Source organism: Paraburkholderia sp. BCC1886 (assembly GCF_900996245.1).
Taxonomy (GTDB): Bacteria; Pseudomonadota; Gammaproteobacteria; order Burkholderiales; family Burkholderiaceae; genus Paraburkholderia.
Genome location: NZ_CAAJGK010000063.1, coordinates 35,702 through 52,030 on the forward strand (window position 1 = coordinate 35,702; position 16,329 = coordinate 52,030).

General features: G+C 64.7%; 11 protein-coding genes. 7 read left to right on the forward strand and 4 right to left on the reverse strand.

What is annotated here, in order from left to right; genetic code table 11:
• Positions 1–103 precede the first annotated feature (103 nt).
• Positions 104–1,405, reverse strand: coding sequence for an MFS transporter (locus tag FQ746_RS22330; RefSeq protein ID WP_144111811.1), 1,302 nt, complete (start codon positions 1,403–1,405; stop codon positions 104–106).
• Positions 1,406–1,774: 369 nt separating this feature from the next.
• Here FQ746_RS22330 and FQ746_RS22335 point away from each other — a divergent pair, with 369 nt between their 5' ends.
• Positions 1,775–2,299, forward strand: a complete 525-nt coding sequence (locus FQ746_RS22335; RefSeq protein ID WP_144111812.1) for a GNAT family N-acetyltransferase — start codon at positions 1,775–1,777, stop codon at positions 2,297–2,299.
• A gap of 349 nt (positions 2,300–2,648) precedes the next feature.
• Positions 2,649–3,710: a hypothetical protein gene (locus FQ746_RS22340; RefSeq protein WP_144111813.1), complete on the forward strand. Its 1,062-nt coding sequence runs from the start codon at positions 2,649–2,651 to the stop codon at positions 3,708–3,710.
• 102 nt (positions 3,711–3,812) lie between these two features.
• On the opposite strand, the gene FQ746_RS22345 is transcribed toward FQ746_RS22340, so the two are convergent.
• From FQ746_RS22345 to FQ746_RS22355, 3 genes are all read right to left on the reverse strand, one after another.
• Entirely contained in the window at positions 3,813–4,535 is a 723-nt protein-coding gene (locus FQ746_RS22345) for a DUF2968 domain-containing protein (RefSeq protein ID WP_144111814.1), read from the reverse strand.
• Positions 4,536–4,906: 371 nt separating this feature from the next.
• Positions 4,907–6,448, reverse strand: a complete 1,542-nt coding sequence (locus FQ746_RS22350) for a gamma-glutamyl-gamma-aminobutyrate hydrolase family protein (RefSeq protein ID WP_144111815.1) — start codon at positions 6,446–6,448, stop codon at positions 4,907–4,909.
• A 126-nt stretch (positions 6,449–6,574) separates the two neighbouring features.
• Positions 6,575–8,332 (reverse strand): cation:proton antiporter, encoded by a 1,758-nt coding sequence (locus FQ746_RS22355; protein WP_144111816.1) that lies wholly within the window; start codon positions 8,330–8,332, stop codon positions 6,575–6,577.
• Positions 8,333–8,637: 305 nt separating this feature from the next.
• Between FQ746_RS22355 and FQ746_RS22360 the strand changes: the two genes are divergently transcribed.
• From FQ746_RS22360 to xdhC, 5 genes are all read left to right on the forward strand, one after another.
• Positions 8,638–10,014 carry an amidase gene (locus FQ746_RS22360; RefSeq protein ID WP_144111817.1) on the forward strand — a complete coding sequence of 459 codons (1,377 nt, stop codon included), beginning with the start codon at positions 8,638–8,640 and terminating at the stop codon, positions 10,012–10,014.
• Positions 10,015–10,294: 280 nt separating this feature from the next.
• Positions 10,295–10,804, forward strand: coding sequence for a disulfide bond formation protein B (locus FQ746_RS22365; RefSeq protein WP_144111818.1), 510 nt, complete (start codon positions 10,295–10,297; stop codon positions 10,802–10,804).
• Between the two features lie 326 nt (positions 10,805–11,130).
• Positions 11,131–12,696 (forward strand): xanthine dehydrogenase small subunit, encoded by a 1,566-nt coding sequence (gene xdhA, locus FQ746_RS22375; RefSeq protein ID WP_144111820.1) that lies wholly within the window; start codon positions 11,131–11,133, stop codon positions 12,694–12,696.
• Positions 12,696–15,164, forward strand: coding sequence for a xanthine dehydrogenase molybdopterin binding subunit (xdhB, locus tag FQ746_RS22380; protein ID WP_144111821.1), 2,469 nt, complete (start codon positions 12,696–12,698; stop codon positions 15,162–15,164). Before xdhA ends, xdhB begins: the two co-directional genes overlap by 1 nt.
• A 135-nt stretch (positions 15,165–15,299) precedes the next feature.
• A complete protein-coding gene (gene xdhC, locus FQ746_RS22385) occupies positions 15,300–16,319 on the forward strand; it encodes a xanthine dehydrogenase accessory protein XdhC (protein WP_144111822.1) in 1,020 nt (339 codons plus the stop codon).
• Positions 16,320–16,329: the final 10 nt, after the last annotated feature.

Sequence of the window (16,329 nt, forward strand, 5' to 3'; positions counted from 1 at the left end):
CCGACCGTTGGCCGGCGACAAAACCTCATAAAAAAACCCCGCATTTCGCCAAGAAACACGGGGTTTTTCAATTGCCGCGAGACAACCGCGGCAGCGGCGCCAGTCAGGCCGTCCGGTACTGGTTGCGCGAACCCGGCGTGCGGTACAGCACCAGCGTCGCGATCAGACCGCAGATCGCCGCAACACCTAGCACGAGACCCGGCGCAGCCTTGTTGCCGGTGGAATGGATCAGCAAGGTCGAGATGGCCGGCGTGAAGCCGCCGATCGTCGTGGCGAGGCTGTAAGCCAGCGAGAAACCCGCCGTGCGCACTTCGACCGGCATGACTTCGGTCAGCGCGACCACCATGGCGCCGTTGTAGCAGCCGTACAGGAACGAGAGCCACAACTCGACGATCAGCAGGCGCACGAACGACGGCTCGGCCACCAGCCATTGCAGCGCCGGATAAGCGGTGACGATGGTCAGGATGGTGAACGCGAGCAGGACCGGACGCCGGCCGATCCGGTCCGACAACGCGCCCGCGAGCGGCAGCCAGATCAGGTTCGACAAGCCGATACACACGGTCACGACGAGCGTATCGAGCGACGACAGTTTCAGCACTTCCTTGCCGAAGGTCGGCGTGTAAGCGGTGATCATGTAGAACGACACCGTGGTCATGATCACCATGCCCATGCCGCCCAGCACGATGGGCCAGTTGGCGACCATCGTCTTCAGGATCTCGCCCATCGCCGGATGATTCTTGCGCGCCTTGAACTCTTCGGTTTCCTGCAGCGAACGACGGATCATGAACAGGAACGGCACGATCAGGCAGCCGATCAGGAACGGCACGCGCCATCCCCATGCCCCCATCTGGTCGGCCGGCAGCAGCTTGTTCAGGACCACGCCGATCAGTGCCGCGAAGATCACCGCGACCTGCTGGCTACCCGATTGCCACGCGCAATAGAAGCCCTTGTTGCCCTTGGTCGCAATCTCCGACAGATACACCGAGACGCCGCCCAGTTCCACGCCGGCCGAGAAACCTTGCAGCAGGCGGCCGCAGAGCACGAGCACCGGAGCAAGGACGCCGATGGTCGCATAGCCCGGTACGGCGGCGACGGCCAGCGTGCCGATGGCCATGAGTCCGAGCGTGAGAATCAGCCCTTTGCGCCGGCCGTGATGGTCGATGTACGCACCCAGCACGATCGCGCCCAGCGGTCGCACGAGGAAGCCTGCGCCGAACACCGACAGCGCGAGCATCAGGGAAGCGAATTCGTTGCCGCTAGGGAAATAGGTTTTGGCGATGGCCGACGCGTAATAGCCGTAGACCATGAAGTCGTACATTTCGAGGAAGTTGCCGCTCACCACGCGGAAAACTGTCTTGACCTTGGATTCCCCGGACGCGGACGGAACGTGTGACGCAGTTGACATGACATTCTCTGATAAGCCTGCCGCTACGAGCCCATAGCGGCGGGGAGTTGAACGATCCGCCCGGTTCGGCAGGCGGATCCATCGGGCGGTCGGACGCGCCCGCAGGGCGCTGCATTTTCATGCTGAAAGCATTCGGGCGGTATCAGGGTAAACGTTGTGAGTCGGGTGGATCGCGGGCCGGTGTATGTTACCGTGCCGCGCGGCCTTCGGCAGTGTCGCGCAAAGCATACGGTTTCATTACAATCCAGCGCGTCTGCCGGCTCGCGTTTTAGCTCGCGTTTTAGCTCGCTTTTGGCTTTCGTTCCGGCTCGAGTCCGGATTGTTTCGCTCGCCTTCCCGTCTATTCTTTATCCCGTTCGCGACTCCACGATGCAAAACCACCCGCCGCTCACCTTGCGCCCCGCCACGCTCGCGGATGCCGCGCTCATCGCTTCGATTCACAGCACCAGTTGGCAGGCGACCTACCGTGGCCTGTTGCCCGACGCCTTTCTCGACGGCGAAGTCGTGCGCGAGCGCGCAGCCTATTGGGACACGCGCCTGAACGCGCCGGACGGCGAGCGCCGGATCGTCTCGATCGCCGAGCTGGACCGGACGCCAGTCGGCTTCATGTGCGTCGAGCAGCAGCCGGATTCCCAGTGGGGCGCGCTGCTCGATAACCTGCATGCGCTGCCGCAATATCAGGGCATCGGGGCCGGCAAGCTGCTGATTCGCACCGCCCAGGACTGGGCTCGCGCGCAAGGTGAGACGCGCATCCATCTGTTCGTGCTGGAAGGCAATGCGCCGGCGATCGGCTTCTATGAACGGCAAGGCTGGCAGTTCGCCGGCGCCGAGCCGGACCGGATGGGCGGCGCGGATATTACGGCGCTGCGTTATGTGTATGAGTTGGGTCGGTAGATGGGTGCGCTGACGGGTTCGCTCGTGGGTGCGCTGCCAGGTTGATTAGCCGCCGCGCTCGCGGGCGGCGTTGCGGTTCCGCTGAGCTTTTCGACACAATTTTTCAGAACAATCCGATCGTCTGTTCGGCCGCTTCCCGCCATCATCGTCGCACCCTGATGGCTTCACGAAGCAGCGCTCACGGCTTGTCGCCAGCGAGCCCTGGCGGATGGCTCGAGTGCCGGCTGTTCGCGCACTCTCCTCCACTTCGCGCCCTTCATGCATGTCGCTACGAAGCCTGGGTCCCACAGGCCACAGGTTCGCCGATCCATCTTTCGGCAAACCCATCACGAAGCGATCGAAGAAACCGATGTCCACCATTCCCCTCACTCTCATCGAAGGCGCCATGGCGCTTCCCAGTCTGCGTCCGCTCGACGCATTGCCGGCGCCCTTTGGCCGCGACTGGGCCCTGCGGCCGCCCGGGCACAGCCTGCGTGCGGAGCTCAAGGCGCTTTATGCCGCGATGCTGCGCACCTTTTGCCTCAGCGAAGAGACGATGCTCTCGCTAGGTAAGTGGGATGCGTGGGAGCGTTGGCGCGCTGAGGCGGCGGATGGTCGGGATGAACCAGCGCCGGCTGATGAAGGTGCGGCTGAACGCGCGCAGTCGGAGTTGGCGCGCACACCGGCGGACAGGGTGGGTGCGGCAATGAGTTCGAATACGGTGAAGGGCGCCGCTTCCACGCATCGCCGCATGATCGCGGGCGGTGCCTGCGCGCTCGGTGGCGCGGCCGTGCTGACCTGGCTTGCGTTTGGGCATTCAACGCATCGTCACGTGGAGAATCGGAGTTTGCGTTCCGACGTGGTGGCGGCAAATGCCGGATCGCGTGCGGCCGGTTCGCTCGATGGCCTCGCTCGCGCGCCTCGGGCGGACTCGATAAATGCCGTCGATGGGCAGCCCGCAAGTCCGGATTACGGCGCGTCGGGTTCTGTGTCTGTGAGCGTTCCGACTGGCGCTACGGGTTCGCCTGCTCATCAAGTCATGAGTAGTCAGTCCCCCTCGTTGCGTCGCGACGGCCTCGCAGATGTCGGCAGCAATCCGTCGCAAGTCCTGGCGTCCCGACACGGCTTGCGAGGCCGCAGCAGCGCGACCACCATTACCGCCAGTCCGGTGCGTCACCCGCAAAAAACCACACGCGCATCCGCGGCTGGGCCGTACTCCGCGCTTGCATCGTCGCGTGCCGCGGATAGCGATTACGCCAACATCACCTTATCCGCGGGCACGCATCTGCCCGGTATGACGACCGCTTCGCGTGCCGCGCGCATCACCAGTCCGGTGGAACGATTCAAGCCGTCCGATTCCGTTGGGACAGAATGGGTCGATGGGCTCACCCAACGCCGCATCACCGAAACGCCCGAGCAGTTTCTGAAATAGGCGGCGAGGTCTAGCCACCTCACACGGCGACTTGGAAAAAATCCGGCCGGCTCATCATTCGAGCCGACCGGATTTTTTAATGCGCTTTCCGCTCCGCGCGGTTCATTTCTGCGTGGGCAATCCCAATTCGGTCTGCTGCTGCAGTTGCAGCACCGCACCCTGAACCTGCCGCAACTGCGCTTGCGCCTTGTCCTTTTCCACGCGCAACGCGACGGCCTGATCCTGCGTTTGACGCTGATAATCGTTGACCTTCGCCTGCTGCGTGCGGGCGACGTCGAGGTCGGCCTGCAGTCGCTTCGCGCGGTCTTCCGACAACGCGATGATATTTTCGATGTACGCCTTCTGCGCCAGCAACTGCGTGCGACGCAATTCGACATCGGCAAGTTGCACCGTCTGCTGGACGAAGCCGGCATAGACCGCCTCGGCGCGACCCGCATCTTCGGACTTGATGACACGCCAGAAATGCTTGTCCTGAAATAACGCGATGTAATACGTCATTTCCTGCGGATAGAAAAACAGACTCGCGCCGTAACTGCCGTTGTACGTGGTGCGCAGTTCGCTGAGTTGCGCGTCGCGAATCATATGCATCAATTCGGCCACGTTGCCCTGGGCGTCGGCGGACGCGGAGGTCGTTGTGCTATCCGATGCAGGGGTTCGCAATGCGTCAGCAGCGGGCTGCGGCGTGAGCGTGGTGATAGCGGGACGCGCGCCGACCAGAGGCGCGGCCTCTTCATTTTGCGACGCCAGTACGGCACCACCATGCTGCAGCAGCGCGCACGAGCTCGCGAGCAGCATGGCGCGCCGTACGGTTAAAAGAGACTTCATACGTGCATGCTCCATGCGAATCCAAAACAGCCGCAGATTATCGCGCGGATCAGTCGTCAAGCGAAGCATTCAAACAGCGAGTGAACGGACTTTAAATCGAGATAAATCGACAGCGAACGATTTGCGTTAATCACCCGCATTATCGTGGGATAAAAGATTTCAGATAGGCACAAAATGTCGCAATCCGTCCCGTGCAGAAATTTCGGAATCTTGATTGGAATGCCGGGAAATCAATGTCGGAGATGCGGAGAATTAGAGATAAAACGAGGCGGGTGTCTTGCAGTCGGTGATCGACTAACGACTCCTGCTTCCCGACGGTCGAAGCTGCCGCGATAACTGGCGGGTTCGACCGTCGTGCTGCTGTCCAGCGCTTAGAACCGCGTTTCTCGCGCGACTCGCAGGAAGGTATCGAGCAACGGTGTGCAATCGAGCAACTCGGGGCCGCCCGCGCGATGAAACTCCGGATGCCACTGCACGCCCATCACGAATGGCGCGCGCCGATACCGCACGGCCTCGATGATGCCGTCCGACGCGGATACCGCCTCGATATTGAGATCGCGCCCCAACGTCTTGACTGCCTGGTGATGGATCGAATTGACGATCGCATCGCGCCGGCCCGGGAACATATTGGCGAGCGTCGAGCCGTCCGGGAAATGAATGCCATGCCGATGCTGATCGTAGTTCTCGTTGACGTGCGCGCCGGCCGTGGGCACGTCGGTCGCGATGTCCTGATACAAGGTCCCGCCAAACGCCACGTTGATCAGCTGACAGCCGCGGCACACGCCGAGCACCGGCTTACCCGACTCGATGAACTCGTGCAGCAACTCGAGTTCGTACATATCGCGCACGCGGTCGCCCGGCCATTCGTGGCTGGTTGCCGCTTCCGCGTACGACTGTGGCGACACGTCGGCGCCGCCTTGCAACAGCAGGCCATCGAGATGTTTCGCGTAATCGCGCAACCGGATATTGCTCGGGTGCAGCATGCCCTGATGGCCGACGGTCGGGATCATGAACACCAGCACGTCGCGCGACATGACCCAATGCGCGATGGATTCCTCGAGATACTGCAGCGTCTTGCCGCGCAACCCTTTGGCACCCGGCTCCGGATGAAAAATACGCGCCGACACGCCGATGCGCAGCGTGCGCTGCGTAATGCGCTGCCCCGCCCGATCGAACAGTTGACGGGCACGTGCGGCGATGATGCGGCCGAAAACCGTCCAGGCCGAATCGTTGTGTTTGAGATAGCGCGGCGCCGACGGCGGTATCGCGTTGGGCGGCGGCGGGTTGGACGCGCTGAAATCCGGCGCCGCGCCGAAACCCGGAGGCGGCGAGCCCGAAGGCCGCGCGGTGGACGCGGTGACGTCTTCGACCTCCGGCTCTTCGACAACCGTCGTGGTTGGGTGCGTGCCCGTGGTGATCAATTCACCGGACACCGGTTCGCTGTCCACGAGTGTCACGGTGGGATCGAGCGGCGTTGGGCGTGCGTGGACCCGGCGCTCCTCGCTTTCGTGAACCGCGGACTCCTGCTGAACGGTCGATTCGGCTGCCGCGCTGCGTGCTTGCGCCGCATCGCGCTGCCGGGCTGATTGCGGATCGGCAGGCGTAACGGTGGAAGCACTCTCTGGGGCGTCGGTCGATGAGCGCAAGGCCGCCTCTTCGTCCGCCGGCAGGGTCGCGCCCGCGTTGGGCGGCTGGATAACGCCTGCTTGCTGAACTGCAGGAGACGGTGGCAGAGACGTCACCGGTTCGGCCGATGATTTGCCGGGACTCGTGATGCCAGATGGGGACGTTGTAGATCCGGTGGGCGATGCAGCAGAGGCGGGCGGCGTAACCGGTACCGCGGACTGGGACGGCGCCGCGGGCGCCGCTGGGTTGCCGGGCTGGCCGGCGTTTTCGGGTTTGTTTTCGCTCATGACTGTCGGACTGGCGCCTTCCACGCGAACGAATGAATATGCCCTGATTATCCGCTAGCGAACCAGGCCCCGCAAACACGCACACAATTGCTCACATTGTCGCGGGCAATGACTTCCCTTCCACGGTTACGGGTCGGGCTGCTCGTCGAACGTTTCCCGCAGCGCGATTTGCATGGCCGCATGAATTTTCACGCACCAGCGCCACACCAGGGCTAGCAGCAAGCCGGCACAAAGCAGCACGACCGCCAGCAGGCCCGTGGGAGGAAGGATGCCGCCCGACAGGGCCGCAACCAGCAGGAACACGCCGACCATCGACACCACCGGAACGAGATCGGAGATCGCGTAGCGAATGGCGCTGGTGAAGCGCCCCGCGATGGCCGGCTGCACGCTGACCTCGGCGAGCAGCAACGCAAGCGATTTCGTCTTTCGGTAGACCGCCACCAGAAACGGCAGCGACACGACCAGCGCCGCGCTCCATAACACCACGCGTTGCATCGGCTCGGAAACGACCCAATGCGCCAGCCACGCGCTCGTATAGGGGGCGCTGTACGACACGATCAGGAAAATGGCCGCGACCAGCGCCAGATTGACGGCGATCTGTAAAACGATTCGCCGCGTCATGCTGAAAACCGTGGGCCCGCCGGTCTCCGTGCTCAGACTGCGCAACCACTGCCCATACAGACCGAAAACGTTGGCGAGCGTGCGCGGCATGGCGTGACCGAGGCGCTGCGTGAGCGGGTCCGCCGCACGGATCAGATACGGGGTGAACAACGTGGTCAAAGCCGATACGGCCACGGCAATCGGATAGAGAAACGCGCTCGTCACCTTCAGCGTCAGGCCGAGCGACGCGATGATGAACGAGAACTCGCCGATTTGCGACACGGTCATGCCGACCCGCATTGCCGTGCGGCCGTCCTTGCCGGCGAGAAAGGTGCCGAGGCCGCAGGACACGATCTTGCCGACGATCACCGCCACGGTAATGACCGCGATTGGCCATGCGTAGTCGACCAGCACCGCCGGGTTGAGCATCAGGCCGATGGTCACGAAGAAAATGGCGGAGAACGCGTCGCGCAACGGCGCGATCAGATGCTCGATGCGGTGCAGGTGGCGCGATTCGGCCATGATTGCGCCGATCAGGAACGCGCCGAGCGCGATGCTGTAGTCGAGTTTCACCACCAGCAGGCAGAACCCGAAGCAGAAGCCGAGTACCGACACCAGCAACATCTCGTCGCTGCGCGAGCGCGCCACATAGTTCAGCGCGCGCGGCACGACCAGAATGCCGACCACCAGCGATACCGTCATGAACAGCAATAGCTTGCCGAGCGTGACCACGGCGACGCCGGCGCTCAACTGCCCCGTCTGCGCGATGCCCGAGAGCAGCACCAGCATCGCGATGGCGAGAATGTCCTCGACGATCAGAATGCCGAACACCAGTTGCGCGAAACTCTCGCGCTTCAAACCAAGCTCCGACAAGGCCTTGACGATGATGGTGGTCGACGAGATGGCGAGAATGGCGCCGAGAAACAGCGAGTCCATCGAACTCCACCCGAACGCGCTGCCGATCTCGTAGCCGAGCCACAGCATCAGCACGATTTCCGAGAGCGCCGCGACGATAGCCGTCGCGCCGACCTTGAAGAGCTTGCGCAGGCTGAATTCAAGCCCGAGGGAAAACATCAGGAACACCACGCCGAGTTCGCCGAGCGTCTGGATGGTCTGTTCGTCGTGAATCAGCTGGAAGGGCGGCGTGTACGGGCCGATGATCACGCCGGCCGCGATGTAGCCGAGCACCACTGGCTGCTTCAGGCGATGGAACAGCACGGTGACGACGCCGGCGAGCGCCATCACGACCGCCAGATCCTGAATGAAGCCAATGCCCTGATGCATGGATGCGTCCCTTACAAAAAGTAATCCTCGAAGAGACGCAGTGTAGCAAACGCGGAAGGCTCGCCCCATTGGCCAAAAGGCATAGTCCCCGGGATTTTTCGGGTGGGTGCGCACCCACCCTTCGCGCTCCCGAAATACCCCCCGATTCGAGGGGCAGGCCGCGCAAAACCTTGCTCTACAATGCGGACGTTACTGAAAGCACCTGTCTGTCCGGGCTCACGCCGCTTGCTCGCGCTCGCTCCGCCTGACAACTCAGGCGTGTGCAGCGTCAACAAATGCACTCAACCGGTTTTTCACCCAACACCATGGCCACTGAATTCACCCCTTTCCCGCCGCTCGCCCAACTCGCCGCCGACCTGGCCGCCGGCCGCACCACGAGTCGTGCGCTGGTCGAAACTGCGCTGGAGCGCATCGAAGATCCGGCCGGTCAGGGCTCGGCGACCTTCATGCATGTCGACGCCGGGAACGCGCGCGCCGCCGCCGACGCGCACGACCGGCTACGGGCCGCCGGCACCGTGCTGTCGCCGCTCGCCGGCATTCCGGTGTCGGTCAAAGACCTGTTCGATGTCGAAGGTCAGCCGACCCGCGCCGGTTCAGTCGTCCTCGCCGACGCACCGCCCGCCGCCGCGGACGCAGTCGCGGTCGCGCGCCTGAAGCGGGCCGGCGCCGTGCTGGTCGGACGCACCAACATGAGCGAGTTCGCTTTTTCCGGGCTCGGCCTGAATCCGCATTACGGCAATCCGTTATCACCTTACCGGCGGGACGTGCCGGGCGACGAGCGTATTTCGGGCGGCTCTTCGTCGGGCGCGGCGACATCGGTGGCGGACGGCATGGCGGCGGTCGCGCTCGGCACCGACACCGGCGGCTCGATCCGTATCCCGGCAGCGCTATGCGGACTAACCGGCTTTAAACCGACCGCCGCCCGCATTCCGAAGCAAGGCGGCGTGCCGCTGTCGTCCACCCTGGATTCATTTGGCCCGATAGGCGTCTCCGTCGCCTGCTGCGCGCTGGTCGACCGCATGCTGGCCGGCCTCGAGCCGCGCATTCCCGCGGCCCGGCCACTCGAAGGCGTGCGTCTCGGCGTTTTGACCAATTTCGTGACCGATGGCGTGGAGCCCGCGGTGGCCGCCGCAATCGACACGGCACTCAAACATCTGGAAGCGGCGGGCGCCATCGTCAGCGAAGTGCGCTTTGCGCCGCTCGAGCGCCTCGCCGACATCAACCGCTTCGGTTTCTCGCCAATCGAAGCGTATGCGTGGCATCGCCCTCTGCTAGACAAGCATCGCGAGCAGTACGACCCGCGCGTGCTGGTGCGCATCCTCAAAGGCCAGCCTGCCAGCGCGGTCGATTATCTCGACCTGCTTGCGGAGCGTGAGGCCATGCTGGCCGAAGCCGCGCGCACGCTGTGGCAGCGGTTCGACGCGGTGGTCGCGCCCACGGTGCCGGTGTTGCCGCCGCGAGTCGCCGATCTGGCCGACGACGCCGCGTTCGGTCGGACCAACGCGCTGATTTTGCGCAATCCGAGCGTGTTCAACTTCCTCGATAGCTGCGCGCTGTCGCTGCCTTGCCATTTGCGCGGCGAGGCGCCGGTCGGGCTGATGCTGGCCGGGGCGCCGAACGCCGACGACGGCCTGCTCGCGCTCGGCCGTGGCGCGGAGGCGGTACTGAACGCGATCCGTTGAACCTTGGGAAGTCCGGGGGACAGCCGCCGAGCGCAGCGCATCAAGGCAGAAGACCCACTCCCCGCATAAAGTCCGAGATGAGAAACACGCGCCGCGGAACAGCCTACTTGGTGCATCCATCCCACCCATCGCAGCGCGCGCGCCCTGTGCCCGCGAGCCTCGTGCCCGCGCGCCCAGCGCCACCAGCGCCACCAGCGCACCTGAAATCTGCGTCACCAGGAACGTTCGCGCTAGAATCGCGGGCACCCGCCTTTCCCGTACCCAGACCGCTACAAGATCCATGAATAACGACAATGCGATACTGCGCCGCGAGCGCTCCCTGCTGGTTCTGCTTGGCCTCATCTGCGTCGCCCTCGTGGCCGGTGCGCTGTATCTCCAGTACGGGCTGCACGAAGATCCCTGTCCGCTGTGCATCATCCAACGTTATTTCTTCCTGCTGATCGCCATCTTCGCGTTTCTCGGCGCACGCTTCGACAGTTGGCGCGGCGTGCGTTTGCTGGAAGTGCTCGCGGCGCTGTCCGCCCTGGGTGGCATCGTGACCGCAGCGCGTCATGTCTATGTGCAGGCGCATCCGGGGTTCAGCTGCGGTTTCGACGCGCTGCAGCCGGTCGTCGACAGTTTGCCCCCCGCGCACTGGCTGCCGGGCGTGTTCAAAGTCGCCGGTTTGTGCGAAACAGCCTATCCGCCGATTCTCGGTCTGACATTGCCGATGTGGTCGCTGGTGGCCTTCATCGTGGCTTTCCTGCCGCTGGTGCTGAGTTTGTCCCGCAATCGCCGCCGCTTTTCCTGAATCGTCCACAAATCCGTCCAAACCCGTCCACATTCGCGCCACCCGCCGCTCCCCACCGAGCGGCGGGGCCGCCCCACCCTTCCGCCCCTCCGCAACCGCCCGCAGCCGTCCACCTCTTATCAATCCTCCACGCAACTTCCCCGCCTCACACGAATCGTACTGATCTCATGCCCGCGTCCGCATAAGCTTCATGCGGGCATGGGAATATTTTCAGGATAAGGTAATGCTATCGTCCTGCCTGGATGGCGATCTACGTGCGCGAGGGGGCTCCGGCACGACCCCCTGCGTAACGCGCGCCCGGTCCGCACTGTCTTTTGAGATTCGCCATGACATCGCAAACCATCCGCTTCTACCACCAGGGGTCCGTCCGCGAAGTCGCGAACATCCCTGCATCGCGCACCGTGCTGCAGCATCTGCGTGAAGATCTGCATTGCACGGGCACCAAGGAGGGTTGTGCTGAAGGCGACTGCGGAGCCTGCACCGTCGTCGTCGGCGAACTCGACGCCGAGGGCACCGTCCAGCTGAAAGCGGTCAATGCCTGCATCCAGTTCCTGCCTACACTCGACGGCAAAGCCCTGTTCACCGTCGAAGACCTGCGCGCCGCCGACGGCTCGCTTCACCCTGTGCAACAGGCCATGGTCGACTGCCATGGTTCGCAATGCGGCTTCTGCACCCCCGGCTTCGTCATGTCGATGTGGGCGCTCTACGAGAATCAGCCGGCCGACGCGGGCCTGCCCACCCGCGACGAAATCAACGCGGCGCTGTCGGGCAATCTGTGCCGGTGCACTGGCTACCGGCCGATTGTCGACGCCACGCAGAAAATGTTCGACTATCCGCATTACCCGCGCGTCACGCTGGACCGTGAAACGCTCGCCGCTACCCTGAGCGCGCTGCAACGCCGCGAAACGTTCACCTACCAGGCCCCCGACACGCGCGGTGCCGCGTTCGGCTCCCCCAGTTTCCACGCCCCCGTCACGCTCGACGCCTTCGCCGCGCTGCGCGCCGATCTGCCGCAAGCACGCCTGCTGGCCGGCAGCACCGACGTCGGTCTGTGGGTGACCAAGCAGTTTCGCGATCTGGGCGACATCCTGTATATCGGCAACGTCGCCGAACTGAAGACGATCGGCCGCGACGCGCAGACGTTGACGATCGGCGCGGCCGTCACGCTGGAAAACGCGTACGCGGCGCTCGCCGCCGATTCCCCCGAACTCGCCGAACTGTGGACGCGCTTCGCGTCGCTACCCATCCGCAATGCCGGCACGCTCGGCGGGAATGTCGCGAACGGCTCGCCGATCGGCGATTCGATGCCGGTCCTGCTCGCCCTCGGCGCTGAAGTCGTGCTGCGCCACGGCGTCACAACCCGCACGCTGCCACTCGAAGATTTCTACCTCGGCTATCAGAAAACAGCGCTGGCAGCGGGCGAATTCGTCGCCGCGCTGCGCATCCCGCGACCGACGGGCAGCCTGCGCGTGCGCACCTACAAGGTGTCGAAGCGCTACGATCAGGACATTTCCGCGGTCTGCGCGGCCTTCGCCATCCACGTCACCCCCGGCACCGATCCCGCTGAAGCAGGCACCATCGGCCAGACCCGCATCGCCTTCGGCGGCATGGCGGCCACGCCGAAGCGCGCGACGCACACCGAAGCCGTCCTCAACGGCGCGCGTTGGACCGAAGACACCGCGCGGCGAGCGATGGACGCGCTCGCCGCCGACTACCAGCCGCTCTCCGACATGCGCGCCTCGAGCGCATATCGCCTCAAAGTGGCGCGCAACCTGCTGTGGCGCTTCCACCTCGAAACCCGCGACGCCGCCCCGCTCAGCCTTTTCGACGTGAACGCGTTCGCGTTCGACATCGGCGCCGGGGAAACCGCCGCCGCGAAGGAGCCGTCGTAATGAACCGCATCGATCCGTTCCTCGAACACGCGGCGAGCCAGTCCACATTCGACGCGGGCAGCACCGCCATCGGCGTGTCCCTGCCGCACGAATCGGCGGCGCTGCACGTGAGCGGCGAAGCCACCTATACCGACGACGTCGCCGAACTGACCGGAACGCTGCACGCCGCGCTCGGCCTGTCGCGGCACGCGCATGCGCGCATCGTGTCGATGGACCTCGACGCCGTGCGTCGAGCCCCCGGCGTGATCGCGGTCCTGAGCGCGGCAGACATTCCCGGCGAAAACAACTGCGGCCCGGTGCTGCACGACGATCCGATTCTCGCGGTCGACGAAGTGCTGTATCTCGGTCAGCCGGTGTTCGCCGTGATCGCCGAAAATCATGAGCTGGCGCGGCGTGCCGCGTCGCTCGCAAAGAGCGACGACGTGGTGCGCTACGAACCGCTCGAAGCCGTTCTCACGCCGGCCGAAGCAAAGGCGCGCAAGCAGTTCGTGTTGCCGCCGCTGCATCTGAAGCGCGGCGACCCCGATGCGCGAATGGCCGCCGCGCCGCACCGGATCAGCGGCAGTTTCGAAGTGGGCGGCCAGGAGCAGTTCTATCTCGAAGGCCAGATTGCCTACGCGGTGCCGAAGGAAATGGACGGCATGCTCGTCTACAGTTCGACGCAGCATCCGAGCGAAATGCAGCAGGTGGTCGCACATATGCTCGACTGGCCCGCGCACAACGTGGTGTGCGAATGCCGGCGCATGGGCGGCGGCTTCGGCGGCAAGGAATCGCAATCGGCGCTGTTCGCGTGCATCGCGGCACTCGCGGCGCAGCGTCTGCGACGCCCCGTGAAATTGCGCGCCGATCGCGACGACGATTTCATGATTACCGGCAAGCGTCACGACGCGATCTACGAATACGAAGCCGGCTTCGACGACCAGGGCCGCATTCTCGGCGCGCGCGTGGAAATCGCACTGCGCGCCGGCTATTCCGCCGATCTGTCCGGCGCGGTCGCCACCCGTGCCGTGTGCCATTTCGACAATGCGTACTATCTGTCCGACGTCGACATCGTCGCGCTCTGCTGCAAGACCAACACGCAGTCGAACACGGCGTTTCGCGGCTTCGGCGGACCGCAGGGCGCGCTGGTGATGGAAGTGATGCTCGACAGCATCGCGCGGCAACTGAACCGGGATCCGCTCGACGTGCGCGTCGTCAACTACTACGGCGTGGGCGAGCGCGACACCACGCCGTATGGGCAACGTGTCGAAGACAACGTCATCGCGCCGCTCACGGACGAACTGCTCGACACCAGCCACTATCGCGCGCGCCGCGCCGCGCTCGCCGCATTCAACGCGACGAGTCCGGTGCTCAAGCGCGGCCTCGCGTTTTCGCCGGTGAAATTCGGTATCTCGTTCAACGTGCCGTTTCTGAACCAGGCCGGCGCGCTCGTGCATGTGTACAAGGACGGCTCGGTCCTCGTGAACCACGGCGGCACGGAAATGGGCCAGGGGCTCAACACAAAAGTCGCGCAAGTGGTCGCCAACGAGTTGGGTTTGCCGCTCTCGCGCGTACGCGTGAGCGCGACCGATACGTCGAAGATCGCCAACACCTCGGCGACCGCGGCTTCCACCGGCAGCGATCTGAACGGCAAGGCCGCCGAAGCCGCCGCACGAACCATCCGCGAACGCCTCGCCGAACTCGCCGCGAGGCAACTCGGCGGCAACGCCGCGGACGTGCAGTTTGCCGATGGCGAGGTGTCGGTCAACGGCGGCGCGATGCCGTTCACACAACTCGTGGGCGCCGCCTATCTGGCCCGCGTGCAGTTGTGGTCCGACGGTTTCTACACGACACCACGCGTGCACTGGGACGCTAAAACGCTGACCGGTCATCCGTTTTATTACTTCGCGTACGGCGCGGCCGTGTCCGAAGTGGTGATCGACACGTTGACCGGCGAATGGAAGCTCGTGCGCGCCGACGTCCTGCACGACGCTGGACAGTCGATCAATCCCGCCATCGACATCGGTCAGGTGGAAGGCGGTTTCATTCAGGGCATGGGCTGGCTCACCACCGAAGAGTTGTGGTGGAACCGCGATGGCCGTTTGATGACGCATGCGCCGTCGACGTACAAGATTCCCGCTGTCAGCGATACGCCCGACGCGTTCAACGTGCAGCTTTATCAGAACCGCAACGCCGAGCCGACTGTGTTCCGCTCGAAAGCCGTCGGCGAGCCGCCGCTGCTGCTGCCCTTCTCGGTCTTCCTCGCGATTCGCGACGCCCTCGCCGCCGCCGTGCCGGGCGCGCCGGTTGCTCCGGCATTGCGTGCGCCGGCCACACCGGAGGCGATTCTGGACGCGCTGGACGCGCTGCAAGCAACGGTTGCAAGCTCATCGACCGGCACGTCGACAGCAGCACCGACAACAACAACAGCAACAGCAACAGCACCGACAACAGCGACGACCGGCTCGCCGGCCGCAACGAACGCATGAAAACCCCTCATCGCGGACGAGTAAAGGGAAGCACAGCGGGAAGCACAGCGCGCAACACAGCCTGCAACACAGCGCGCCACCCGTCCGCCCAACCGGCCGCACGCGCGTCGCGCGGCCACGTAGGAGAACCGCCGGATGCAAGCCTGGCTACCTGATCTGCAGCACCTTCTCGCACACGGCGACGCCGCCGTGCTGGTGACGGTCGCGCGCGTGGAAGGCTCGGCGCCGCGCGAACCCGGCACCCGGATGATCGTCACGCGCGACTCGGCCAAACACACCATCGGCGGCGGACACCTCGAATGGAAAGCGATCGAGACCGCGCGCCAGGTGTTACGCGACGGCATGCGCTCGCCGCACATGCGGCGCCTCGAACGCTTCGCGCTCGGCCCGAGTCTCGGCCAGTGCTGTGGCGGCGCGGTGATTCTCGCGTTCGAGCGGCTCGATATCGGCGATCTCGGCTGGATCACGTCGCTCGCCAAGCGCGTGGCCGCGGGCCTGCCGACCGTGCGTAGCGTATCATTCGGCCCCGCACCGGATGCGGTGATGCTGTCCGACCCCGAGCCCGGGGTCGACACTGCCGACTGCCTGCTGTGGGACGGCGCCGGTTTCGACGACAGCGGCGCGCTGCTCACCGAAACCATCGTGCCGGGCGACTTCAAACTCGTGCTGTTCGGCGCGGGCCACGTGGGCGCGGCGCTGGTGCGCGTGCTGGCCACGCTGCCTTGCACGGTGCGCTGGGTCGACGAGCGAGACGCACAGTTTCCGCCCGTGGAGACGTTGCACGCGCCGAACGTCAGGATCGATCCTAACGATGCGCCCGATCAGGCCATCGACGAAGCCGCGCCGAACACGTATTTCATCGTGATGACGCATAACCACGCGCTCGACCTCGATCTCGCCGAACGTATTCTGCGGCGCGGCGATTTCGCGTTTTTCGGCATGATCGGCTCGCATAGCAAGCGCAAGCAGTTCGAGCATCGGCTGGCGGCGCGCGGCATCGACCCGTCGCAGATTGCACGGATGAAGTGCCCGCTCGGCGTCGACGGCATCGTCGACAAGTCGCCGGAGATCATTGCCATCTCGGCGGCCGCGCAGGTCCTGCAAGCCGTGGAAGCGAACGCGAACGCGGGCACGGGCGCAGCGCAGCCGGTCTGAAAAGAACACC